The organism is Sphingopyxis macrogoltabida (genome assembly GCF_001307295.1).
Classification (GTDB): Bacteria; Pseudomonadota; Alphaproteobacteria; order Sphingomonadales; family Sphingomonadaceae; genus Sphingopyxis; species Sphingopyxis macrogoltabida_B.
On the sequence record NZ_CP012700.1, the window covers coordinates 4014152 to 4038451 of the forward strand.

The following is a 24300-nucleotide window of genomic DNA, read 5'->3' on the forward strand; positions in this document are numbered from 1 at the left end:
TATTCGTCCTGAAGTTTATGATTTGACCTATTTCACGTATAATCTTAGTCTATTTGTATGAAAAATGAATCTTCGACAGTCGATATGGACGAATTCGACCGGAAGATTCTCGCGATTCTCGGCCAAAACGGCCGCATCACCTTCACCGAGCTTGCGCAGCGCGTCGGCCTGTCGAAAACCCCGTGCCAGCAGCGCGTCAAGCGCCTGCAGGAAAGCGGGCTGATCATCGGCTTTCGCGCGATCATCGACCCCGCAAAGGTCGGGCTCGACCATGTCGCCTTTGCCGAGGTCAAACTTTCCGACACGCGCGAGGAAGCGCTGCGCCAGTTCAACGCGGCGGTCCGCCAGATCGCCGAGGTCGAGGAATGCCACATGATCGCGAGCAGCTTCGACTATCTGCTCAAGGTGCGCACCGCTGACATTCGCCGTTACCGCATCGTGCTGGGCGAAAAAATATCGAGCCTGCCGCACGTCGCCAGCACCTCGACCTTCGTTGCGATGGAAACGATCCTCGAATCGGCGCGCTAAGCTGGACTCAAGGCACCTCCCCAATCTCGTCACCCCGGACTTGATCCGGGGTCCATGACGACGGCCGTTGCCTGGACCCCGGATCAAGTCCGGGGTGACGAAGAGGACCAAGTCACCATAGGGATCAAGGCCCGGCGCGTTTGACATCGTCTCCCGATTCGCTTTCCCTGCCCCGACCCCGCTGCGAGCCAAGCCATGACTGACACCCCCACCGGCCCCGATACCGGCGCCATCTTCTATCACGGCACGCGTTCCGACCTGAAGGCGGGCGACCTGCTCGTCGCCGGCTGGACGGGCAATTACCGTTCCGAACCGCTGTCGTGGATCTATTTTTCGGCGACGCTCGACGCCGCGATCTGGGGCTGCGAGCTGGCGCGCGGCGAAGGCCGCGAGCGCATCTATATCGTCGCGCCGACCGGCGACTGGTTCGACGACCCGAACCTCACCGACAAGAAATTCCCCGGCAATCCGACGCGCAGCTATCGCAGCCGCGCGCCGCTGCGCATCGTCGGCGAGGTCGCTAGCTGGGAGCCGCACGCACCCGAGGTGCTGCAAGCGATGAAGGAAAATCTCGCCAGGCTGAAGGCCGAGGGCGCGCCGATCATCGATTGAGCGCCCCTGCATGACGATCCCGGTATCCGGCGCTTGCAAAAGACACCGGTAGCAGTAGCAAGAGGCAAGAGCAGGGAGATACGATCATGATCGCCGCCCCATTCGCCGCCGCGCTGCTGCTGGCGCTCGCCGCCCAATCGTCGGGCACGGCGGCCGCCCCCGGCCCCCGGCACCCCGCACCGGTTTTCGACAGCGTCCCGCCCGAACTGCCCGCGCTGACGCGCCCCGCCGTGCTGATCGTCAGCAAGACCAACGGCTATCGCCACGACAGCATCGCCGAGGCGGTTCCCGCGATCGAAGCGCTGGTGCGCTCGCGCGGCTGGAGCAGCTTTGCCACCGAAAATGCCGCGATCTTCAACCCCGAACAGCTCGCCCGCTTCGACGTCATCGTCTTCGCCAATGCCAGCGGCGACATCTATACCCCCGGCCAGCGCGCCGCCTTTCAGGCGTGGATCGCCAGGGGCGGCGGCTTCGTCGGCCTTCACAGCGCGGGCGACGGCAGCCACCCCGGCTGGTTCGTGCGGATGCGCGGCAACGGGAATTTCACCGGCCATCCGGGCGGCGCCGACCAGTTCCAGCCCGCCGATCTGGTGCTGACCGACCGGAGCCATCCCGCGACGCGCCACCTGCCGCCGCGCTGGCGCTGGACCGACGAATATTATGCGTGGGACGCCCCGCCCGCCGCCGACGCGCATATTCTCGCCCGGCTCGACGAGGACAGCCTGCGGCTCGATGCGGCATATCGCATGGGCGATGGCCATGCGCTCGTCTGGTGGCGCTGCGAAGGCCGCGCCCGCATCTTCTATTCGGCGCTGGGTCACCGGGCCGAGGCCTGGTCCGACCCCACGCATCTCGAAATGCTCGACGGCGCGATCGGCTGGGCGGCTCGGGCAGAAGGGGCGGGCTGCGATTGAGCGCGGCTTAATGCGATTGGCACGCGCCGCCGACCACGCTATCTATCTCTCGCAAAAGGGAGAAAGTCGATGGCGACGGTCAAGCGCATCCACCGGCTGCTGCTCGGTGCCGCAGCCTGTTCGATGCTCGCGGCATGCGGCGGTGGAGACAGCGGCGGCGGAGTAGTGGTTGTTCCGCCGACGCCTACACCCACTCCGACGCCCACACCGACCCCGACACCTACTCCGACGCCTACACCGGTCGTGGCACCACCGAGTTGCCCCTTTGTCAGCGGCGCGGCTGCTTTCACGCTTGAAAATGCCGGCACTGTCACCGGACCGGAGGGAACGTGGCGTATGTGCCGACTCCCTTCGGATCTTGGCCTGCGTCGCGTCGGGCTCGTTTACGCGCCGGGCGTCGTCTATACGATCAAGGGACGCGTCGAGATCAACGGCGCTGACCCCGAACTCGAAGATAGCGTGGAATCTTCCATAAATTTTGCGCCCGGGACCATCCTCATGGCGGAAGACGCCGATTCCTATCTGGTTGTGGGACGTGGCGCCTGGCTGATTGCCGAAGGGACGCCGACGCGGCCAATCATTTTCACCAGCCGCGCGAATGTCGAGGGTACAGCGACCGACGTCAGCTCGAAGCAGTGGGGAGGCATCCTGACAGCGAACTGGGCGCCGATCAGCGACTGCGACGCACCGGCCGCGGTGCCCGGTTCGCGAAATTGCAAGCGTGAGCTTCTCCCTAGTTTCCCTTATGGCAGCAACATCGTCAATTATCGCGAAAGCCTGCTGCGCTACGTCCAGATCCGTTATGCGGGCGCGCCGATTCCGGGTTCGGACCTCAGCGGCCTCGTCATGGCGGGTTCGCAGCCGGTGCGGACCCAGCACCATATCCAGGTGCACAACAGCGGCCAGGGCATGTCGCTGCTCGGCGGGCGCGGCAATTTCCAGCATCTGTTGCTGACAGGGAACGACCGCCTCTATGCCGACGTCGGATATCAGGGCAATCTGCAATATGTCGTCGCGGCGCAGCGCGCGGGCGGTCCCGCCGGCCCGATCCTGAAGATCGATTCGGACGGCAACGAGGATGTAACGCTGCGCTCGCAGCTCCGGATGTCGAACTTCACCCTGCTCCAGCGCAACGGCGTGCCGGCCGGCGAAGCGGCGATCTCGATCCGCGGCGGCGCCGACCCCGCGCTCGTCAACGGGCTGCTCGTCTCGCCGGGCGCGCCGTGCCTCGGCATCGGCGGCGCAGCGACGATCCAGGCCGCGAACCCGGCGATCGGCGAACTGGGCCCGCCGCGCATTTTCTCGGTATCGATGCAGTGCGGCAGCCCGCGCTTCGCGGGGTCGAACGGGGTAAGCGACGCCGACGTGCAGGCGATCTTCAACATGGGCACCAACAACAGCGCGTCTTACACGCCCGGCCTGATCGGCGGCTTCGTCAACGGTGTCACCGAAACCGCGCTGACCGCCTATGATGCCAAGACGGTGGACGCCTTCTTCGACACCACACCCTATGTCGGCGCCGTCCGCGACGCGAACGACGACTGGTACAAGGGCTGGACGTGCAGTTCGTCGACCCTGCCCTTCGACGGCGCGGCGAGCGATTGCACGCGTATCCCGGTATTTCCCGCCGATCCGTAACGGCAAGCGGCTTGCGTATCGCGCGCCCGCACCTAAACTGCCGCGACGGGTTCCTGCCGCACGGAAGAATCGACGATGCGTCCGCTGACGACCCTCATTCTCGCGCTTTCCTGCTTCGCCGGAGCGGCGGCGCAGGAAAGCGCGCCGGCAACCGGCAAATCCGACATCGTCGTGATCGGCAAGAACGACCGCGAGCAGCGCGAGCGGCAGATCCGCGCCTTTGTCCGCGACCTCACCGACACACAGGGGATCGATCCGGTCGCGCGCTTCGACCGCGACGCGGTGTGTCCGGCGGCGGTCGGGCTGAGCGAAGCGCAGGATACCGCGGTGACCGCACGAATGCGCCGGGTCGCCATGTCGGCGAAGATGCGCGTCGCCGTCCCCGGCTGCCGCCCCAATGCGCTGGTCATCTTCGCGCAGGACAAGGAAGAATTGGTCCGCGCGCTGCTTCGCGCGCATCCCGCCTATTTCAAGGGCGACGAAAACCGGCCGGTCGAACTCGCCAGCCGCCCCGGTCCTGCAGTCTCCTGGTATCTGGAGGATGTGGTCGATCGCAACGGGACGTCGGTGCCGATGAACAACCAGCGCGGCTATCGCATATTGAGCTCGACCGATACGCCGTCGCGGATCGCCCCGACGACGCGGCCGATGATCGTCGCATCGGTTGTCGTGGTCGAATATCGCGCGCTTGCGGGGCTCACGACGACGCAGGTCGGCGATTATGCCGCGATGCGCGCCTTCACCCGCGCCGATCCCGAGCGGCTGGAAAAATTGAACGCGCCGACGATCCTGACGGTGCTGGAGGCGCCGATGGGCAGCGAGGTGCCGCCCACCCTGACCCATTGGGACCTCGCCTATCTGCGCGGCTATAACGCGATCAGCACCGACCGCTTCGCACCGCAGCAGCGCGCCGAAATCGGCAGGGCGATGGTCCGCGACCTCGAAAGCGTCCCGCCGGCGAAAGAATGAGCCGCCGCTCAGGCCGGCACGGCTATCTCCGCGGTCGCGGCCCGCTCGATCGCGGTGCGCCAGTGCGGCCGCACCGGCAGCAGGAAAATCGACGCCAGCGCCTCCTCGATCTCGTCGGCGCCAAGATAGCGCCGCTCGCTGCGCCCGTCGGCAAAGCGGATCGACAGCCGGTTGTCGCGCAACCCGTAACGCGCCTCTGCGGTCGTCCGCGCGGCGATCAGCTGGTGGCGGAAATGCGAATCGGGGTGTGCCGCGGTGTACCAGTTGCCCACTTCGTAATCGATCGCCGGGGGCGACGCGTCCTCGATGGCATAGAGCGTCCGCCATTCATCGTCGATCAGCGCCGCGAGCCGCCATTCGGCCCCGCGCCGCGCGATGCGATAGGTTTCGTGCGGCGTTTCCTGCGGTGCGGCGACATCGAACGCGAGCGGCGCGGGCGGTACGGCGGCGCCGAAGCCGACATCGGCGAGCCACGCGCGTCCGTCGAGCATGACCCGCACCGCCATATGCGTCCGCGGCGTCGGCGGCGCATCGTCGGGCAGCATCCACCGGACGCGCGCGATCAGGCCTTCGGCGGCAAAGCCGAGCGCTCTCAACACGCGCAGGAACAGCCCGTTCTGTTCGAAGCAATAGCCACCGCGCCGCGCCGCGATCAGCTTGGCATCGACCGCCTCGGCGCCGATATCGACGCCGGCGCCGGTGAGCGCGTCGATCGCCTCGAACGGGATCGCGGCGATATGGGCTGCCTGGAGCGCAGCGAGCACCTCGAGCGTCGGCGCCAGCGGTCCGTCATAGCCGATCCGCGCAAGGTAGCGCGGCAGGTCGACGTCGGGCGGGGCAGCAAAATCTGCGGTGGGTCGGGGGTCGTGCGGCATGCCATTCTCCGGTCTCGCGAATCGTTCGCCGCATCTTATGAAAGCTCAACCTTGGTGGAGATCAAGCGATAAGCGGGAACCTGCGGGCGGTCTCGCGGGTCTATCCGGCATAAGCTTCCCCGCATGCCGCGCCAAACCCGGCGGGCACGCCGGCTCGCCGGCCCCCATCAGGAGTGAAGCAGATGAACCGACTGATGCTTTCCCCCCTCATCGCCGCGACGATGCTCGCCGGCGGCTGTGCCTCGACCGGCGGCTATGGCGCCTATGACGACGGCGGCTACGGCTATTATGATCGCGGCTATTACGACCAGAATGGCCGTTACGACTATGACCGGCCCGATCCGCGGCGCGGCGGCTATTATGCCGACGATTATTATCGCAGCGACCGCCGTTACAAGGAACGCCGCCTGTCGAATAACGACCGCGTCTATCGCGGCCGCAACGGCCAATATTATTGCCGCCGCAGCGACGGGTCGACCGGGTTGATCGTCGGCGGGGTGGTCGGCGGCATTGCCGGCAACGTCATCGCGCCGGGCGATTCGAAGACCCTCGGCACCGTGCTCGGCGCGGTCGGCGGCGCCGTCGCGGGCCGGGCAATCGATCGTAGCGCCAGCAAGGAAAAGGACGGCGTGCGCTGCCGCTAAGGCCGCGGTAACGCGCGGCCTGCCTGCCGGCAGTGGTCATCAAACTATTGGAACCCGGCTGTTTCCGGCCTATCATTGGCCGGCAACGGTCGGCATGATGCCGGATGACGACGACGATCCTGTTGGCAATGGCGCTGTCCGCCGGGCCCGCTCCCGCCGTCGTGCCGCCCCCGGCCCCCACGGATCCGCGCGAGCTCGTCGTAACCGGTCAGCGCGGTCCCGACCGGCGAAGCGAAACCTTCGTCGACGCCATCGCCACGTCCTCGCAAAAGGACCAGATCGCCCGGTTTGAGGATCCGCTGTGCCCGACCAGCATCGGGCTCGCCGAACGCGATGCCGCGATCGTCGCGCGCCGTATCCGCGCCGTCGCCAAGGCAGCCGACATCCGCACCGCGAGGGAGAACTGCCGCCCCAATCTCGTCATCCTCGTCGTCGATGACCGGGCCCGCGCCATCGCGCACTGGCAAAAGACGCGCCCCGATTTCTTCGACACGCTCCCGAAAGCCGAGATAGCGGCGCTGGCGAACGGCGACGGTCCCGTCGCGGCGTGGCAGATCGTCCGCCTGAAGGGGGCCGACCGCCGCCCTGTCGGCCGCACCGAGGATGGCGCGGTCGATTATTATGTCCAGAACCAGGTCGTGCCGACGCGCATCGGTACGACGATCCAGTTCGAATTCAGCGGCGCCTTCCTGCTCGTCGAGGCATCGGCGCTCCGCGACATGACGCTGACCCAGCTCGCCGACTATGCCGCGATGCGGACGCTCGCGCGAACCGATGACGGTCGCGGCGCCGCGCAGGCGATGCCGACGATCCTCTCGCTTTTCGGCCCGGGCGGCGCCGAGGCCGCGCCGCCCAGCCTGACCCACTGGGATCTCGGCTTCCTCGCCGGGCTTTACCGGCTCGACCCGGCCTTTCGCTCGAACGAACAGCGCAAGGCGATCGCGCGCGTCGTGCGCCTGCATGTCGGCGCCGCCCGCGACGCTGGCGAGGATTGATCCCGCTTTGCCATCACCCGGCCCATTCCACAGGAGATATGACATGATCTTTCGCGCGCCCCGCCTGCCCCTTGCTGCCCTGATCGGCGCGGCCGTCCTGACGCTGGCGGCATGCGACGGCGCCAGCCCGGAAAAGCAGGCAGCCGCGGCGCCGGCCGGCGAGGCGAAGGAACAGCCCGCCGCCTCGGCTACGCCCGAAACCGCAGCGCCGGCAGCCGCCCCGGCCGCTGCGGCACCCGCGGCGGGCGCCCCCGACCTTGCCGCCTATGTCGGCAAATACCCGTTCGACAAGGTCGACGGCATCGCCTTCGGCGACCATCCGCTGGTCAAGGCGGGCATTGCGGCAACAGTGAAGGACGCCCGCATCCGCACCGCCATTACCACGACGCAGGGCCCCTCGGCGCCGATCGAGGCGATCGACGGAAAGATCGCTTCCTGGTCGTGCCAGCAGCATAAATGCGGCGAGCATCAGTGGATGGTCCTTGTCGATCCGAAGACCGGCGCCACCGACGTCTGCTATATGAACGACCCGGCGATGGTCGACGATGCACGCTGGTTCCTCGCGAACGGCAAGAAGGAAAAGCGCGACGGCGATTGCGCGGCGAAAAAGGGCTGACCGCACCGAGGGAGGGCACGCCCTCCCCGTCCCTTGCGATTCGACTCTTCCGGTAAATGAGAACATAATAGAAACATTGATCCGATTCGGAGGAAGGACGATGGACCCGATGTTCCGCTATTTCCTGGGCTTTCAGGTTGCCGCCGACCGTGCGGGCTGGCTCGCGCGCCAGTTGCCGCCCGTCGCGGGCGACCTGTTTGCGGGGCTGAAGCCGCAAAATTATCACCTGACGCTCTGCACGATCGCCGAAACAGCCGAGCCGCAGCCTTTCCTGCGGCAGCGCGTCACGACGGCGTTCGCATCGGGGCTCCCCGCTGCGAGTCACATTCCCTTCGGTCGGATCATGAGCCGGGAAATGGGGGCCGAACTCACCACGGTCGGCAGCATCGGCGGCATACGCCATCTCTATGAGGGCATCGTCGCGCTCCTGGCGGCGCAAGGCATCGAACCGATGCATCGAAAGTCGGGGCTGCGGCCTCACATCACGCTCGGCTATGGTGCCTGTGCCTTCGACCCTGTCCCCATGGCCTGGCGGTGGACGCCGCGCGAGCTCGTCCTGATCGAAAGCCATGTCGGCCATCGCCGCCACCGCGTGCTGCAAAGCTGGTCGCTGCTTCCGCCGGCGCAGGGCGCCTTCGCCTTCATGGAAGACGAACTGCCGCCGCCGCTGCGCCGCGCCGCCTAGGACCCTAGTTTTCGAGGCTGTGCTCGAGCGTGATCTCGCAGTTCAGCAGCTTCGACACCGGGCAATTCTTCTCGGCTTCCTCGGCAATCTTCGCGAACTCGTCGGCGCCGATCCCCGGCACCGTGCCGGTCAGCGTCAGCGCCGATTTGACGATCGCAAAACCGCCGTCCTGCTGCTCGAGCGTCACCGCCGCGCTCGTCTCCAGCGTGTCGCCCGAATAGCCGGCGCGCGCGAGCCCGAAGGACAGCGCCATGGTGAAACAGGCAGCATGCGCCGCCGCGATCAGCTCCTCGGGGTTCGTTCCCGGCTGCCCTTCGAAGCGGGTGCCGAAACCATAGGGCTGCTTGTCGAGGACGCCCGACTTCGTGGTGATCGATCCCCGCCCTTCCTTGCCGAAGCCTTCGTAACGGGCGGATGCGCGATTGACGGTCATCGATATGTCTCCTTGGCCAAAACCGTTTTCAGGACGCGCCGCGCGCGACTCCTGCTTTGTCGAGCTCGGGGCCCAGCCGGCCGGTGAGCCACAGCGCCCACATGCGGAAGTCGGCGGCGAGGCTCCACAGCGGATAGGTGAAGGTCGCCGGCCGGTTCTTCTCGACCCCGAAATGCGCGACCCACGCGCAGAAATAGCCCGCGAGCGGCAGCGCGGCGAGCCAGCCCCAGCGCCCGCTCGCCACCGCCGCGACGGCGATCAGCACGACCAGGCTGGTGCCGACATAATGCAGCGCCCGCGTGCGCGCCTTGCTGTGTTCGCGCAGATAAAAGGGCCAGAATTCGGCGAAGCTTGTGTAGCGTCCCGGCATGGCGCGAGGATGCGGCGGGCGGGCGGCGAGGTCAAGCGGCCCTTGAAGACGCGAGCCCCCCATCGTGATAGACTGGCGAGGCTCTATACAGAGGAGCATATGAAGAAATCGACGCGCGCGCTGCTCGGTCTGGTCCTGCTCGATGCGATCATCCTCATCGGCGCCTGGTATATGGTCGCGCAGACGAAGAGCGGGGCCTGGAATTCGAACGATCCGGTGGCATCGATCGAGATGATCTCGACCGGCGCGGGCGCGCTGGTGGGCTTCAGCTCGGTGGTCATGCTGCTCGCTTTCGTCATGCACCGCCGCGCGGGCAATTGACGCAAAGACCCTCCCGCCGGGGTCGCATCGGCGGGAGGGTCATCCGGACCGGCCGGAGGGACCGGCCCGAAATCGGTAAATGTGGATCAGCGGTTCGCGGCTTCGCGCACCTTCTGCACCGCGGGCAGCAGCAGGCCGATGAGAATCTGCACCGGGTTGGTGGTGATCGTCATGCCCTGCGAGGGCTGCGCCGACTGCGCCATCGCGGGGGTCGCCGACGCAAGAACGGTGAGAGCAAGTACGGGGGCGAGAAACATCTTCCGGGTCATCGTCATTCCTTTCAAAGCGGTTCGTCTGTTCGAAACTGGCTCGGGTCGTTCCCGATGCCCCGCTTATGCCGCGACGCCGCGCGCGCGGCGGTGATCGCCGTCACTGGCGCGAAACAATTTCACAAAGCCTTGGAAAGAAACGGAAGAAATTACGCCTGGCGCTTCAGGCGGACGAGCGCGGCGTCGAGCGCCTGCAAAAATTGCGAGCGATCGGCTTTCGAAAAGGCCGGCGGGCCGCCGATCTGGTCGCCCCCGGCGCGCAGGTCGGCCATGATCGCGCGCGTCGCGATCGCGGGGCCGATCGAGGCGAGCGTGAACGGCTTGCCCGTCGGCGCCAGCACCGTCGCGCCGGCTTTGAGCGCCCGGTCGGCGAGCAGGATGTCCGAGGTGATCACGATGCTCCGCGCATCGGCCGCTTCGACGATCCAGTCGTCGGCGGCGTCAAAGCCGTCGGAGACGACGACCCGCTCGATCAGCGGGTGGTCGGGGACGCGCAGCCGGCTGTTGCTGACGATCGTCACCGCGACCTCGTGCCGCCACGCGACGCGATAGACCTCGTCCTTCACCGGGCAGGCATCGGCATCGACCAATATCCGGATCGCGCTCATGCCGACACCCCGTCCCAGAGCAGCTTCGCGCCGAGCAGCACCATCAAAACATAGATGAGCACATAGAAACGCGCGGGGTTCATCCGTTTCATCCAGCGCACCGTGACCAGCGTCGACACGATCGCGAGCGGCATCAGCAGCAGCGCCGCGACGACCACCTCGTGCGGAAAGGCGCCGAGCGCGAGATAGGCGGGCACCTTCATCCAGTTGACGATTGCGAATAGGATCGCGCTGGTGCCGATGAAGGTCAGGTGCGGCAGCTTGCGCGGCGTGACCCACATCTGGAACGGCGGTCCGCCGGCATGCGCGATCTGGCTGGTCAGCCCCATGATGCCGCCGAAGATCGTGCCGACCCAGCCGGGCGACGTCGACGGCGCGACGATCCGCCCGCCGCGTTCGACCCACAGCCGATAAACGCCGAACGCCAGCGTGATTGCGCCGAGCGCCATCATCAACTGCCCCTCGTTCACCCGCTCGGCATAATACCAGCCGACCGCAATGCCGGCGGCCGCGCCGGGCAGCATCCAGCCGATGATCCAGCCGTCCCACGTATGGCGGAACGACCAGACGCTGATCACATCCTGCACGATCAGGATCGGCAGCAGGATCGCCGCCGCGGTTGCAGGCGGGAGGACGAGCGCGACCAGCGGCGTCGCAAGCGCGCCGACCCCGGCAAGCCCGCCCTTTGCCATGCCGACCAGAACCACCGCGATGATCAGGACCGCGAGCGTCGCCGGGTCGGCCAAAATGCTCATCCCGGGGCGTGCCCGGGGTCGTCGGGAAGCCGCCAGTCGATCGCGCCGCGCCCATGCGCTTCCAGAAAGGCATTGGCCTGACTGAACGGCCGCGACCCGAAAAAGCCGTTGTGCGCCGACAGCGGCGACGGATGCGGCGCACGCAGGATCAGGTGCGGGCTCCCCGCCCCCAGCCCCGGTACGTTCGCCGCTTTCTTCTGCGCATGGCTGCCCCACAGGATGAAGACCTTCGGCGCCGGGTCGGCCGCGACCGCCGCGACCGCAGCGTCGGTGAACTTCTCCCAACCCTTGCCCTGATGCGACGCCGCCTGTCCCGCCTCGACGGTCAGGCAATTGTTGAGCAGCAGCACGCCCTGGTCGGCCCAATGCTTGAGATATCCATGGCGGGCGCGGGCGATGCCGAGGTCGCTTTCCATCTCCTTGTAGATGTTGAGGAGGCTCGGCGGGGTGCGCACCCCCGGCTGGACCGAAAAGCACAGGCCGTGCGCCTGCCCCGGCCCGTGATAGGGATCCTGCCCGAGGATCACGACGCGCACATCGTGCGGCGGGGTCGCGTCGAGCGCGGCAAACCAGTCGCGCGGGCGCGGATAGATCGCCTTGCCCTTTGCCCGCTCGTCCGCGAGAAATTGCTTGAGCGCCGCCATATAGGGCTGTTCGAACTCGCCGCCGATACGGGCGAGCCAGTCGGGATGGAGTTTGACCTCGGCCATGCGCGCCCTTTGACCGGAGCCGCCACGCCTTGTCCAGCGGCTATTGGGCGGCTAGGCACGCTCCCGAAAGGATCGGGGCATGGCACAGGATATCGGCGGCGCGCTCGCGCAGCTCGAAGCGGTGGTGAAGGAACGGCTCGCCGCGAACGATGCGGGCGCCTCCTATGTCGCCAGCCTTGCCGCCAAAGGCCGTGGCAAGATCGCGCAGAAACTGGGCGAGGAAGCGACCGAGACCGTCATCGCCGCGCTCACCGAGGACGATGCGGCGCTGACCGGCGAGGCGGCCGACCTGATCTTCCACCTCACCGTGCTGCTCGCCGACCGCGGCATCGCCTGGGGCGACGTCGCCGCCGAGCTCGCCCGGCGCCACGGCACCTCGGGTCACGCCGAAAAAGCCAGCCGCGCGCGATAACAGGAGTATCCTTCATGGCGATTGACGCGACGCTTCCCTATGACGACAATAATATCTTCGCGCGCATCCTGCGCGGCGAACTGCCGTCAAAGACCGTCTATGAAGACGAGCATGCGCTTGCCTTCCACGACATCAACCCGCAGGCGCCGATACACATCCTCGTAATCCCCAAGGGACCCTATGTGAGTTGGGACGATTTTTCGCAGCGCGCAAGCGAAGCGGAAATTGCGGGCTTCGTCCGCGCGGTCGGCACCGTCGCACGCGACAATGGCCTCGTCGTCCCCGGCTACCGCCTGCTCGCCAACGTCGGGCCGCACAGCGGGCAGGAAGTCCCGCATCTCCACGTCCATCTTTTCGCCGGACAGCCGCTCGGGCCGATGCTTGTCCGCTAAGCTGACGGCAACCCTCTCCTACTCGTCACCCCGGACTTGATCCGGGGTCCATTCGACCCACCGTGTCTGGATCCCGGATCAAGTTCGGGATGAAGAATATTGGGGATCCTGTGCCGCGCATCTTCCGACTTTTCCGCCTGTCTATGATCGCGGTCACAGCGCCGCGCGCAGATAAGACTAAGCGTGCGCGATGCGCGGTGGACTCTTGTCCCTGTTTCCAGCAGGATAGTCGCGCATGTCAAAGCGGGGAGACGGTGCGATGAAGACGGGATGGCGCGCGCTGGCGGAGCGGCTGGCCGGCAAGGCGAAACTGGCGCTCATCATCCCCCTGAGCCTCGCGATGGCGGCGACCGCGGCCGCCGATACCGTCCCGCAGGTCACCCTCGCTGCGCCCGGCAGTTCGGGCACCGGCGACGGCACGATTACCCGCTTCACGCTGCGCTTTTCCGAAGACATGGTGCCGCTCGGCGACCCCCGCGCCAAGGCCCCCGCGACCAACGATTGCAAACTCCCCGCCGACGGCCGCTGGGTCGACACGCGCACCTGGGTGCTCGAATTCGAAAAGCCGCTGCCCGGCGGACTGAGCTGCCACGTCCAGCTTCGCTCCGACCTCACCACCGCGCGCGGCGTCGCGGTCGGCGGCAACGACCGCTTCGCGCTCGACACCGGCGGCCCGTCGGCGCGTGCTGTGCTCGCGGGCGGCATCTACGACGGGATCGAGGAGGACCAGATCTTCCTCGTCGCGACCAATGTCGCCGCCGACCGCGCCTCGGTCGGCCGCTTCGGCTATTGCGCCGTCGACGGGATCGGCGAGAAGATTCCGCTCGACGTCCTGCCGCGCGAGACCGCAACCGAAATCCTGACCGGGCTCGGCGACAACAACTGGTCGCGCCAGTCCTTCGCCTATGACGCCGGCCTGCCGCTGCGCCTACCTGCCGCGGGCGCCGATCGCGAGGCGGCGCTCGACCGCGTCGTGCCGGTCAAGTGCCGCCGCCCGCTGCCCCCCGGCCGCGACATGGCGCTCGTCTGGGACGCGCGCATTTCGCAGGCTGGCGTCCCGAGCCGCACCGCGGGGCGCGACCAGCGCTTCGACTATGACATCCGTCCCGCCTTTACCGCCAAGATGTCGTGCAGCCGCGTCAATCCGCAGGCGGGCTGCAACCCGATCAAGGACGTGACGCTGAGCTTCGCCTCGCCGGTCGCGCGCGAGACCGCACTCGCCGCGACGCTCTCCACCGCCGACGGCAAGCGGCTGATCCCGAAGGTCGATGACGACGACAAGAATGATGCGTATCTGACGCAGGTCCGCTTCATCGGCCCGCTGCCGCAGAATGTCGACGCGACGCTGACCCTGCCCGCCGATGTCACCGACCAGAGCGGCCGACGCTTGCAGAACCAGTCGAACTTCCCGCTCAAATTCCACATCGACCGCGCGCCGCCGCTGGTCAAATTCGCCGCCGAGTTCGGCATATTGGAAGCGAGCGAGGGCGGCGTACTGCCGGTCACCGTGCGCGGGGTCGAATCGTCGCTCGTCCAGGCGAACCTAAAGATGCCCGCCACCGCGCTCAAGGTCGGCGACGACGATGCCGCGATCGCGCGCTGGCTGAAGCGCGTCGATGACGCCGACGATACCGATTATCGCGAGGAAAAGGACCGCACCGGCAAGGAAGTGACGGTCAACTATACCGGCACCAAATCGGTATTCAACGGCGCGCCGGCGGGCGGCGAACGCCGCGACCTCCAGCTCTCGCCCCCCGCGGGCGGCAAGGAGTTCGAGGTCGTCGGTATACCCTTGTCGGAAAAGGGTTTCCACGTCGTCGAGATCGCCAGCCCCGAACTCGGCGCGGCACTGCTCGGCCGCAAGGCGACGCGCTATGTCGCGACCGCGGCGCTGGTGACCAACATGGCGGTGCATTTCAAATGGGGCCGCGAAGCCTCGCTCGCCTGGGTCACCTCGCTCGATACCGGCCTCCCCGTCGCGGGCGCCGAAATCCGCGTTTCGGATAGCTGCACCGGCCGCCTGCTCGCACGCGGCACCGCCGACAAGTCGGGCCGTCTCGCCTTCCCGAACGGGCTGCCGCAGCCCGAAACCTATTCGAGCTGCGAGGACGATCCCGATCCGAACAGCAGCGAAGGCCATGCGCTGATGGTCACCGCGCGCAGCGGCGATGATTTCAGCTTCACCCTCACCGACTGGGGCAATGGCATCCGCCCCTATGACTTCGACCTTCCTTACGGCTGGTCGGACCGCGAGGATATCCTCCACACCGTCTTCGACCGCGCGCTCGTCAAGGCGGGCGAGACCGTCCATATGAAGCATCTGCTGCGCCGCCCGGTCGGCACCGGCTTCAAGACCCCCGAGCCGCTGGCGGGCAAGCTCCGCCTCGTCCACCGCGGATCGGACACCGAATTCGAGATGCCGTTCAGCATTGCGGCGACCGGCAGCGGCGAAACGACATGGAACGTCCCGGCCTCGGCGCCGATGGGCGATTATGAGCTCGTCTTCGTCACCAAGGACAAGGATGGCGAGGACAAGACGATCTGGTCGAACCAGTCGGTCAAGGTCGACGAATATCGCCTGCCGACGATGAAGGCGACGGTGACCGGCCCCAAAATGGCGCCGGTGCGCCCGACCGCGGTGCCATTGTCGCTGTTCGTCAGCTATCTCTCGGGCGGCCCTGCCGCGAGCCTGCCGGTCGAACTACGCACCAATTTCCGCCCGAGCTGGTCGCCGCCCGAGGATTATAAGGACTGGGATTTCGACGGCCAGCCGGTGAAGGAAGGCACCGTCCAGCTCGACGACAGCGGCGACGAACCCGGTGCCGAGATGCCGCTCGCGCGCTCGGTGCCGCTGTTGCTCGACGCCAATGGCACCGCAACCGCCAACGTCGCAGTCGACCAGCCGATTACCGAACCGACGGTGATGGCGGCCGAAATGGATTATGAGGATGCCAATGGCGAAACGCTGACCGCCAGCCGTCGCATCACCCTCTTCCCGTCCGCCGTCCGCCTCGGCCTCAAGACCGACGGCTGGTTGATGCGCGACAACGACCTCCGGCTCAATTTCATCGCGCTCGATCTGGACGGCAAGCCGATCCGCGGCCAGCGCGTCCAGGTCGCGGTCTACAACCGCGAGATCATCACCGCGCGGCGCCGCCTGATCGGCGGCTTCTATGCCTATGACAACCAGATGCGGACGACCCGGCTCGCCGCCAATTGTTCGGCGACGACCGACAAGCTCGGCCGCGCGAGCTGCGCGATGGCGCCCGGCGTCTCGGGCGAGGTGACCGTCGTCGCGACGACCCAGGATGCCGACGGCAACGAAGCGCGCGCGGTGCGTTCGGTCTGGCTCGCGGGCGACGACGACTGGTGGTTCGGCGGCGACAATGGCGACCGTATGGACGTGATCGCCGAACAGCCGCGCTACGTGGCGGGCGATACCGCCAGCTTCCAGGTCCGCATGCCGTTCCGCGAGGCGACCGCGCTCGTCACCGTCGAACGCGAGGGCGTGCTGTCGAGCTTCGTCGTGCCGCTCAAGGGCACCAACCCGGTGGTCAAGGTCAAGCTGCCCGCCACCTACGCGCCCGACGTCTATGTCTCGGTGATGGCGGTACGCGGGCGCGTGACCGGCGGCGAAAGCTGGTTCCGCAAGATGAAACGCGCGGTCGGCTTCAAGATCGAGAATAGCGAGGGCGCCCCCCCGACCGCGCTCGTCGACCTCGCCAAGCCGAGCTACCGGATGGGCGTCGCGCGCATCAAGGTCGGCTGGGAAGGCCATCAGCTCGGCGTCAAGGTCAAGGCCGACAAGGAAAAATACGCCGTCCGCGAAACCGCAAAGGTCGCGATCGAGGTCAAGACGCCGAACGGCAAGGCGCCCGCCAACGCCGATGTCGCCTTCGCCGCGGTCGACGAGGCGCTGCTCCAGCTTGCCCCGAACGAAAGCTGGGACGTCCTCGACGCGATGATGGGCGAACGCACACTCGACGTGCTGACCTCGACCGCGCAGATGCAGGTGGTCGGCAAGCGCCATTATGGCCGCAAGGCGCTCGAACCCGGCGGCGGCGGTGGCGGCGACCTTTCGGGACTGACCCGCGAGGATTTCCGCCCCGTGCTGCTGTGGAAGGGCAATGTCCCGCTCGACAGCAAGGGCCGCGCGCTCGTCGATGTGCCGCTGTCCGACAATCTGTCGGGCTTCCGCCTCGTCGCGATCGCGACCGACGGATCGCAATATTTCGGCACCGGGTCGACCAGCGTGCGCACCGTGCAGGATCTGTCGGTCTTCGCCGGCATGCCCGAACTCGTCCGCACCGGCGACAGCTATGACGCGCGCTTCACGCTGCGCAACGGCACCGATCAGGCGATGACGGTCACCGCCAGCGCGACGCTGTCGCCCGCGGTCGCGACCGCGCCGCCGCTGACGGTTACCATTCCAGCGGGCGGCGCAGTGCCGATCAGCTGGTCGATGACCGCGCCGGAACAGACCGGCCCGATCGAATGGACGGTCGAGGCAGTGTCGAAGAACGGCAAGCAGCGCGACCGCCTCGTCGCGCAGCAGGTCGTCGAACCCGCGGTGCCGGTCGAAACCTGGGCCGCCAGCCTGTTCCGTGTCGGCCCCGCGACGACGCTGCCGATCGCCATCCCGGCGGGCGCCCTGCCCGGCGGCTATGTCGACGTCGCGCTCGCCGGCACGCTCGCGCCGCCGCTGTCGGGGGTGCGCGATTATATGGCGATCTATCCCTATAATTGCTTCGAGCAGTCGACATCGCGCGCCATCGCCTTGGGGGATATCGGCCGCTGGCAGGCACTCGCGGGCGCAATGCCGACCTATCTCGATGACGACGGGCTGCTCCGCTACTGGCCGAACGACCGGCTCGAAGGCTCGGCGGAACTCACCGCCTATGTCCTCGCGATCACGGCGGCAAACGGTTACGCGATCCCCGAGGCGTCGAAAGCGAAGATGATCAAGGCGCTGCAGGCGGTCGTCGACGGGCGGCTGACGCGCAAGGGCTATGGCCCTTACGACATCCGCCCGGTCCGCATCGCGGCCTTGGCGGCGCTCGCGCGCAACAATGCGTCGAGCCCCGCGCTCGTCGCGGCGATCGACGTCGCGCCAGTCGACATGGCCACCGGCACGCTCGCCGACTGGCTCGTCGCGCTCGAAAAGACGCCCGGCGTGCGGAACGCCGCCGGCCTGCGCACCGCCGCCGAAGCCGAGCTTCGCAAGCGGCTCGTCTACGAAGGCACGCGCCTCGACCTTGTCGACGACGCGCGCGCGCCTTGGTGGATGATGACCAGCGGCGACGAAATGGCGGTCAAGGCGCTCGAAGCCGTGCTCGGCCGTCAGGGCTGGGAAGACGACGCCGGCAAGCTGATGGTCGGCGTGGCGCAGCGCCAGCGCAAGGGGCATTGGGACACCACCCCCGCCAACGCATGGGGCGCCACCACCGTCCGCCGCTTCGCCGAGCTTTATCCGGCAAGCGCGATCACCGGCGTCACCAATATCGCCCTCGCGGGGAACAGCGCGTCACAAAGCTGGCCGCTGCCCGCCGAGGCGCCCTCGCCGCTGCGTGTCGCGCTCGCCGCGGCGACGATGAGCCTCAGCCATGAAGGCACCGGCGCGCCATGGGCGACGGTCAGCGTCAAGGCCGCGGTACCGCTCAAGGAGCCGCTCAACGCCGGCTACCGGATCAAGCGCTCGATGAGCATCGTCAAGGCGGCGAACAAGGACCGGCTGACGCGCGGCGATGTGGTGAAGATCCGCATCGAGGTCGTTGCTGCGGCCGGGCGGACATGGGTCGTCATCAACGATCCGGTCCCGCCGGGCGCGACGATCGTCGGCAACCTCGGCGGCCAGTCCGAAATGCTTGGCCAGCAGGCGAGCGGATCGGGCGCGCAGCCGAGCTATGTCGAACGCGGCAAGGATAGCTGGCGCGGCTATTTCGGCTGGATGCCCGCGGGCACCCATGCCGTCGAATATGTCGTCCGACTCAATGGCTCGGGCCGCTTCTCGCTGCCGCCGACCCGCGTCGAGGCGATGTACTCGCCCGCGATCCGCGGCCAGTGGCCGAACACCCCGGTGACGGTGGCGAATGTGGGGTCGTAATGAATAGACGCCCCCTCATTGTCCATTTGCGTCGAGCGAAGTCGAGATGCCCATCGGCGGCGCACGCCCTTGGCGTGCCTCGACTTCGCTCGACACGAACGGGAATCACGGGGAACCCCGAATATCCAGATTTCGTCACCCTGAACTTGTTTCAGGGTCCATGGCCTGTCCTCGCGACCCGCCCGGCGTTGGAGGCAAAGCCGGGCCATGGATGCTGAAACAAGTTCAGCATGACGAGGTTGGTTGAGCAGGTTCAGGGTAGCGGGCATTCTCCACGCAAACGCCGCTGGTTCGACGCCCTTGCCTGGCTCGCGCTCGCCGCGCTGATCCTCGTCACCGTCGCCCACCTCCTCACCCGTCCGCCCGCGATGCCCGCCTACGAAAGCGTCCGCGCGAACTGGCAGTCCAGCGAAGCGTGGCTCTACGACCGCGACGGCCGCCTGCTCGACAGCGAGCGCGTCAACTTCGAACGACGCCGCCTCGCGTGGGTGCCGCTGCAGGACATCAGCCCCGCCGTCCGCGACGCCGTAGTGCAAAGCGAGGACCGGCGCTTCTGGTCGCACGGCGGCGTCGACTGGCTCGCGGTCGCCAGCGCAGTTCGCGCACGCTTCAAGATCGGGGGAACCGGCGATCGCTCGCGCGGCGCCTCGACCTTGCCGATGCAGCTTGCCGCCTTTATTGACCCCGGCCTCGCGCAGCCGGGCAAGCGCGACTGGCGCACCAAGATCCGTCAGATGCGCGCCGGACAGGCGCTCGCGTCGGGCTGGACGCGCGACCAGATGCTCGAGGCCTATTTCAACCTCGTCCCCTTGCGCGGCGAGGCGCAGGGGATCGGCGCTGGCGCACGCAGCCTGTTCGGCAAGCGGCCCGCCGCCATGACGCGCACCGACGCGGCGCTGTTCGCCGGACTGCTCCCCGATCCCGCCGCGGGCGCCGAAGCGCTCGGCCGCCGCGCCTGCCGCGCCGTCAAGGCAAAGGATTGCAGCGCGATCCGCACCGCGGCGGCGACGCTCGTCTCGGGCGAGCGCGCCGCGCAGTTCGACCCGGCGCTCGCTCCGCACCTCGCCGTCCGCCTGCTCGACAAACCCGGCAAGCGCGTCACGACAACGATCGACCGCCGGATCCAGACGGCGGCGATCGTCGCGCTACGCCGCCAGCTTGCCGGTCTCGGCTCCGACCGCGTCCGCGACGGCGCGGTCGTCGTGCTCGACAATGCCACCGGCGACGTCATTGCCTATGTCGGCGGCGTCGGTCTCAAATCGACCGCGGCGGCGGTCGATGGCGCCAACGCGCGGCGGCAGGCGGGCTCGACGCTGAAACCGCATCTCTATGCGCAGGTGATCGAACATGGCTGGCTCACCGCGGCGTCGATCCTCGACGACAGCCCGGTCCAGCTAGACACTGCTTCAGGGCTCTACGTTCCCAAGAATTACGACCGCAGCTTCAAGGGGCCGGTCAGCGTCCGCAACGCGCTCGCTTCCTCGCTGAACGTTCCCGCGGTGCGCACGCTCGTCATCGACGACGTCCAGGAGTTCCGCGACCGCCTCTGGGCCCTCGGCTACCACGGCCTCGTCGAAGACGGCGAATATTACGGCTTCAGCCTCGCGCTCGGATCGGCCGAAGTTTCGCTGGTGGAACAGGCTAATGCCTTCCGCACCTTCGCGAACGCGGGGCGCTGGTCGCCGGTGCATTTTACGCCCGGCAAAGCGCCGCAGGACGAACGCCAGATTGTCAGCCCCGCCGCCGCCTTCATCGTCGGCGACATCCTCGCCGACGCAACCGCGCGCGCCGACGCCTTCGGCGCCGACAGCGCGCTCCGTCTCCCCTTCTGGGCCGCCGCCAAGACCGGCACGTCGAAGGCCATGCGCGACAATTGGTGCATCGGCTGGTCCGACCGCTTCACCGTTGCGGTCTGGGTCGGCAATCTCGAGGGCGATTCGATGCGCGCCGTGTCGGGCACCTCGGGCGCCGCGCCGGTGTGGCGCGACGTCATGCTCGCGCTTCACGCCGACCGGCCGGGCAAGCCGCCAACGATGCCCGATGGCGTCGAAGCCCGCCAGATCAGCCTTCCCGGCACCCGCGAGCCGCCGCGCCGCGAATATTTTATCCGAGGCACCGCGCAGACCGAAATGGCCGCCGCACCCGAGGTGGCGCGCCGTCCACGCATCACCAGTCCGCTCAGCGGCAGCGTCTATGCGCTCGACCCCGATATCCCGATCGACCGGCAACGGCTGGCGGTCACCGTCAGCGGCGCGGTCGCCGGTTACCGGCTGATCCTCGACAAAAAGCCGGCGGGCGACGCCGATGCCGGGCTGCAGCTCCTGCCGCGCCCCGGCGTCCATATCCTGACCCTCGTCGATCCCGGCGGACGCACGATCGACCGCGTCCGCTTCACGGTGCGATAGGTGCGATAGGCACGATAGGCCTAGCGAAATTAAGTTGCGCTGTCCGGGCGAGCGGCTAGTCTGCCCGGTCAGGAGAGGGGCGCCGGTCCAGGGACGCCCACAAGGGGATACACACATGATATTTGGTCGCGTCAAACCGCTCGCCGCCATCTTGGCGGCCGCGGAGAAGAAGTCACTTCCGCGTACATTGGGTGCCTTTCAGCTGATGTTGTTCGGCATCGGCTGCGTCATCGGTACCGGCATCTTCGTGCTCACCGCCGCCGGCGCGCAAAAGGCCGGCCCCGGCTTGATGCTCGCTTTTGCCATCGCCGGTCTGATCTGCGTCGTCGCCGCGCTCTGCTACGCCGAAATCGCGGCGATGATCCCGGTCGCCGGGTCCGCTTACACCTATACCTATTCGACGATGGGCGAGATTCTCGCCTGGACCGTCGGCTGGGCGCTGGTCCTCGAATATGCCGTCGCCGCGTCGGCGGTGTCGGTGGGCTGGTCCGGCTATTTCTCCGGCACGATATTGAACCAGTTCCTCGGGATACAATTGCCATCCTTCCTCGCCGGCGCGCCGCTGGCGCTCGGCGGGATCGAGGGCGGTTTCATCAACCTGCCCGCCGTCGTCATCGCGCTGCTGATGACCTGGCTGCTGATGATCGGCACCACCGAAAGCGCGCGCTTCAACGCGGTCCTCGTGACGATCAAGGTCACCGCGCTCTCGGCCTTCATCCTGCTGACGCTGCCGAGCGATCAATTCTCGACCGACAAGTTCAACCCCTTCCTGCCCGCCGGCGTCTTCGGCGGTTTCGGCTCGGGCATCGGCGCGATCGGCGCCGCGGCGACGATCTTCTTCGCCTATGTCGGCTTCGATGCGGTTTCGACCGCCGCCGAGGAAACCAAGAATCCGCAGCGCAACGTTCCGATCGGGCTGATCGGGTCGCTGCTGTTCTGTACCGTTTTCTACATTCTCGTCGCCGCAGGCGCGGTAGGCACGATCGGCGGCCAGCCGATCATGGGCCCGAACGGCATCCCCTTCCCCGCCGGGTCCGAAGAACTGGCGCGCCAGTGCGCGACCTTTGCCGAGGACAATCTGCCGCTCGTCTGCTCGAACGAGGCGCTGGCCCATGTGCTGCGCCAGATCGGCTGGTCGGGCGTCGGCAACATGCTCGGCATCGCCGCCTTCGTCGCGCTGCCGTCGGTCATCCTGATCCTGCTGTTCGGCCAGACCCGCATCGCCTTCGTGATGAGCCGCGACGGCCTGCTGCCCGAATCGTGGAGCAAGGTGCACCCGAAGTGGAAGACGCCGCACGTGATCACCGCGGTCACCGGCATCGTCGTCGCGTTCGCCGCGGCCTTCCTGCCGGTCGGCAAGCTCGCCGACATCGCCAACGCCGGCACGCTTTATGCGTTCATGATGGTTGCCATCGCGGTGATGATCCTGCGCAAGACCGCCGCCGACGCACCGCGCGCGTTCCGCACCCCGGCGCTCTGGCTGGTGGGACCGCTTACCATCGCCGGCACGATCTTCCTCTTCTTCAACCTGCCGCTCGACGCGATGCTGGTGCTGCCCCTTTGGGGCATCCTCGGTCTCGTGATCTATTTCACTTATAGCCGCAGCCGCAGCCATCTCGGCCGCGGGATCGTGGAACTGCACGAGGACGATCTGGAACCCACCGCGCCGATCCACGAATAAAGATCGCTCCGGGAAAGTTCAGGGGCCGTCGCAGCACCGGCTGCGACGGCCCTTTTTCTTGTCGGTCAGAAGGGCGTTTTCGGCGCGGTTCCCGGACGGGTGAACAATTTGCCGCGCTCGGCCCACAGCACCAGCAGCAGGCCGGCCACCGCGCAGGAGACAAAGGCATAGGCCAGCGGCAGCGTCGAACCGTCATATTGCTGACCGATCAGCGCCCCCGCGCTCGCCGCGAGCAGCGTCCTGGCAAAGCTTTGATAGGAGGACGCAACGCCGGCCATATGCCCGAAATCCTCCATTGCGATCGACCCGAAATTGCTGCCGATAAAGCCGATCAGGCCGACATTGACCATCATCAGCACGGTGAACATCGCCAGCGTTTCGACGCCGCTCAGGGCGGCGGCGATCTGGGCGAGCGATGTCGCCATGAACGCAAATACCGCCGTCTGCGAAACGCGCCGCGTCCCGAAGCGCTCGACGATCGCGGCGTTGGAGAAATTGGCGATCGCGATGCCGATCGCGACGCAGGCGAAGACAAGCGGGAAGAGCGCGCGCGAACCGAACACTTCGGCGATGATCTGTTCGCTGCTGTTGAGGTAACCGAACAAGGCGCCCTGCATCACCCCCGCAGCGATCATATAGCCCGTCGCCCGCCGGTGGCGGGTCACCGTCGCCCAGCCGGCGATCAGCGTCCGCCAGTCGAGCGGACGGACGTCCTCCGCCGCCAGCGTCTCGGGCAGGCGGCGCAGCCAGACGAGCATGACGACGCCCATCACGGCGAGCACGAGGAAGATCCAGCGCCAGCCGGCGATCGCCGCCACCCCGGCCCCGAGCGTCGGCGCGATGACCGGGACGATCATGAAGACGAGAAAGATGAGCGACATGCGCTTTGCCATCGCATCGCCCGCGAACAAGTCGCGAATCACCGCGACGACGATCACCCCCAGCGCGGCGCTGACCATCCCGTGCGCGAAACGCAGCGCAAGCAGCATCGGAAAGCTGGTCGCAAGACCGCAACCGATCGCAAAGACCGTATAGGCGACGAGCGCCGGGACGAGCACGCCCTTGCGGCCGAAGCGGTCGGCGAGCGGGCCGTAGACCAGCGAGCCTATCGCGGTGCCGAGCAGATAGATCGAAATGACGAACTGGCGGTCGTTTGCGACAGTCACCCCGAGCGTCGCACCGATTGCGGGCAACGCGGGGAGCATCGCATCGATGGCGAGCGCGTTGAGCGCCATGACCATCGCCATCATGAACACCATTTCACGATCGCCCGGGAGACCCGACCGCTGCGAAGACTGAGTCATTTTGTGCATTGCAGCGGCGCTATGCGCCTATGCCGCTGCTTTGGATAGCCCCCGCATGCCT

The 24300-nt window shown here is 67.2% G+C and carries 23 protein-coding genes; 15 read left to right on the forward strand and 8 right to left on the reverse strand.

Features of this window, described 5'->3' with window-relative positions; all coding sequences use genetic code 11:
- Nucleotides 1–57 precede the first annotated feature (57 nt).
- The 5 genes from AN936_RS18620 to AN936_RS18640 all read left to right on the forward strand — a co-directional run bounded on the left by AN936_RS18620 (nucleotide 58) and on the right by AN936_RS18640 (nucleotide 4661).
- Nucleotides 58–528, forward strand: a complete 471-nt coding sequence (locus tag AN936_RS18620) for an Lrp/AsnC family transcriptional regulator (RefSeq protein WP_054589384.1) — start codon at nucleotides 58–60, stop codon at nucleotides 526–528.
- Between the two features lie 195 nt (nucleotides 529–723).
- Entirely contained in the window at nucleotides 724–1140 is a 417-nt protein-coding gene (arr, locus tag AN936_RS18625) for an NAD(+)--rifampin ADP-ribosyltransferase (RefSeq protein ID WP_054589385.1), read from the forward strand.
- Between the two features lie 86 nt (nucleotides 1141–1226).
- The gene (locus tag AN936_RS18630) at nucleotides 1227–2054 is read left to right on the forward strand and encodes a ThuA domain-containing protein (RefSeq protein ID WP_054589386.1); all 828 of its coding nucleotides are present in this window, start codon (nucleotides 1227–1229) and stop codon (nucleotides 2052–2054) included.
- 69 nt (nucleotides 2055–2123) lie between these two features.
- Entirely contained in the window at nucleotides 2124–3692 is a 1569-nt protein-coding gene (locus tag AN936_RS18635; protein WP_158500117.1) for a hypothetical protein, read from the forward strand.
- Between the two features lie 75 nt (nucleotides 3693–3767).
- A complete protein-coding gene (locus tag AN936_RS18640) occupies nucleotides 3768–4661 on the forward strand; it encodes a hypothetical protein (protein ID WP_054589388.1) in 894 nt (297 codons plus the stop codon).
- Nucleotides 4662–4669: 8 nt separating this feature from the next.
- On the opposite strand, the gene AN936_RS18645 is transcribed toward AN936_RS18640, so the two are convergent.
- The gene (locus AN936_RS18645) at nucleotides 4670–5536 is read right to left on the reverse strand and encodes an arylamine N-acetyltransferase family protein (protein ID WP_054589389.1); all 867 of its coding nucleotides are present in this window, start codon (nucleotides 5534–5536) and stop codon (nucleotides 4670–4672) included.
- A 182-nt stretch (nucleotides 5537–5718) separates the two neighbouring features.
- Here AN936_RS18645 and AN936_RS18650 point away from each other — a divergent pair, with 182 nt between their 5' ends.
- The 4 genes from AN936_RS18650 to AN936_RS18665 all read left to right on the forward strand — a co-directional run bounded on the left by AN936_RS18650 (nucleotide 5719) and on the right by AN936_RS18665 (nucleotide 8476).
- Nucleotides 5719–6180, forward strand: a complete 462-nt coding sequence (locus AN936_RS18650; protein ID WP_054589390.1) for a glycine zipper 2TM domain-containing protein — start codon at nucleotides 5719–5721, stop codon at nucleotides 6178–6180.
- Between the two features lie 104 nt (nucleotides 6181–6284).
- Nucleotides 6285–7175, forward strand: coding sequence for a hypothetical protein (locus tag AN936_RS18655; RefSeq protein WP_149037723.1), 891 nt, complete (start codon nucleotides 6285–6287; stop codon nucleotides 7173–7175).
- A gap of 43 nt (nucleotides 7176–7218) precedes the next feature.
- A complete protein-coding gene (locus AN936_RS25330; RefSeq protein WP_201782939.1) occupies nucleotides 7219–7791 on the forward strand; it encodes a hypothetical protein in 573 nt (190 codons plus the stop codon).
- 100 nt (nucleotides 7792–7891) lie between these two features.
- A complete protein-coding gene (locus AN936_RS18665) occupies nucleotides 7892–8476 on the forward strand; it encodes a 2'-5' RNA ligase family protein (RefSeq protein WP_054589392.1) in 585 nt (194 codons plus the stop codon).
- A 4-nt stretch (nucleotides 8477–8480) separates the two neighbouring features.
- Here the strand turns inward: AN936_RS18665 and AN936_RS18670 are convergent, their stop codons facing one another.
- Both AN936_RS18670 and AN936_RS18675 read right to left on the reverse strand, forming a co-directional pair.
- Nucleotides 8481–8909, reverse strand: coding sequence for an OsmC family protein (locus AN936_RS18670; protein WP_054589393.1), 429 nt, complete (start codon nucleotides 8907–8909; stop codon nucleotides 8481–8483).
- A 28-nt stretch (nucleotides 8910–8937) separates the two neighbouring features.
- Entirely contained in the window at nucleotides 8938–9279 is a 342-nt protein-coding gene (locus tag AN936_RS18675; RefSeq protein WP_054589394.1) for a DUF962 domain-containing protein, read from the reverse strand.
- Nucleotides 9280–9378: 99 nt separating this feature from the next.
- Between AN936_RS18675 and AN936_RS18680 the strand changes: the two genes are divergently transcribed.
- Nucleotides 9379–9600: a hypothetical protein gene (locus tag AN936_RS18680; RefSeq protein WP_054589395.1), complete on the forward strand. Its 222-nt coding sequence runs from the start codon at nucleotides 9379–9381 to the stop codon at nucleotides 9598–9600.
- 86 nt (nucleotides 9601–9686) lie between these two features.
- On the opposite strand, the gene AN936_RS18685 is transcribed toward AN936_RS18680, so the two are convergent.
- The 4 genes from AN936_RS18685 to ung all read right to left on the reverse strand — a co-directional run bounded on the left by AN936_RS18685 (nucleotide 9687) and on the right by ung (nucleotide 11942).
- Complete coding sequence (locus tag AN936_RS18685) at nucleotides 9687–9869, reverse strand: hypothetical protein (protein ID WP_145923569.1); 183 nt, start codon at nucleotides 9867–9869, stop codon at nucleotides 9687–9689.
- Nucleotides 9870–10018: 149 nt separating this feature from the next.
- Complete coding sequence (locus AN936_RS18690; RefSeq protein ID WP_054589397.1) at nucleotides 10019–10477, reverse strand: YaiI/YqxD family protein; 459 nt, start codon at nucleotides 10475–10477, stop codon at nucleotides 10019–10021.
- Nucleotides 10474–11232, reverse strand: a complete 759-nt coding sequence (locus AN936_RS18695; protein ID WP_054589398.1) for a sulfite exporter TauE/SafE family protein — start codon at nucleotides 11230–11232, stop codon at nucleotides 10474–10476. Before AN936_RS18695 ends, AN936_RS18690 begins: the two co-directional genes overlap by 4 nt.
- Nucleotides 11229–11942 carry a uracil-DNA glycosylase gene (ung, locus tag AN936_RS18700; protein ID WP_054589399.1) on the reverse strand — a complete coding sequence of 238 codons (714 nt, stop codon included), beginning with the start codon at nucleotides 11940–11942 and terminating at the stop codon, nucleotides 11229–11231. The genes AN936_RS18695 and ung overlap by 4 nt, the downstream gene beginning before the upstream one ends.
- Nucleotides 11943–12033: 91 nt before the next feature.
- Between ung and AN936_RS18705 the strand changes: the two genes are divergently transcribed.
- From AN936_RS18705 to AN936_RS18725, 5 genes are all read left to right on the forward strand, one after another.
- A complete protein-coding gene (locus AN936_RS18705) occupies nucleotides 12034–12354 on the forward strand; it encodes a phosphoribosyl-ATP diphosphatase (RefSeq protein WP_173585691.1) in 321 nt (106 codons plus the stop codon).
- 14 nt (nucleotides 12355–12368) lie between these two features.
- Nucleotides 12369–12746, forward strand: coding sequence for a histidine triad nucleotide-binding protein (locus AN936_RS18710; RefSeq protein WP_054589401.1), 378 nt, complete (start codon nucleotides 12369–12371; stop codon nucleotides 12744–12746).
- A gap of 259 nt (nucleotides 12747–13005) precedes the next feature.
- Complete coding sequence (locus AN936_RS18715; RefSeq protein ID WP_084758536.1) at nucleotides 13006–18849, forward strand: MG2 domain-containing protein; 5844 nt, start codon at nucleotides 13006–13008, stop codon at nucleotides 18847–18849.
- Nucleotides 18850–19079: 230 nt separating this feature from the next.
- Entirely contained in the window at nucleotides 19080–21254 is a 2175-nt protein-coding gene (gene pbpC, locus AN936_RS18720) for a penicillin-binding protein 1C (RefSeq protein WP_054589402.1), read from the forward strand.
- 115 nt (nucleotides 21255–21369) lie between these two features.
- Nucleotides 21370–22935: an amino acid permease gene (locus tag AN936_RS18725; protein ID WP_054589403.1), complete on the forward strand. Its 1566-nt coding sequence runs from the start codon at nucleotides 21370–21372 to the stop codon at nucleotides 22933–22935.
- A gap of 65 nt (nucleotides 22936–23000) precedes the next feature.
- Here AN936_RS18725 and AN936_RS18730 read toward each other — a convergent pair whose 3' ends face one another.
- Nucleotides 23001–24239 carry a multidrug effflux MFS transporter gene (locus tag AN936_RS18730; protein ID WP_234715635.1) on the reverse strand — a complete coding sequence of 413 codons (1239 nt, stop codon included), beginning with the start codon at nucleotides 24237–24239 and terminating at the stop codon, nucleotides 23001–23003.
- Nucleotides 24240–24300: the final 61 nt, after the last annotated feature.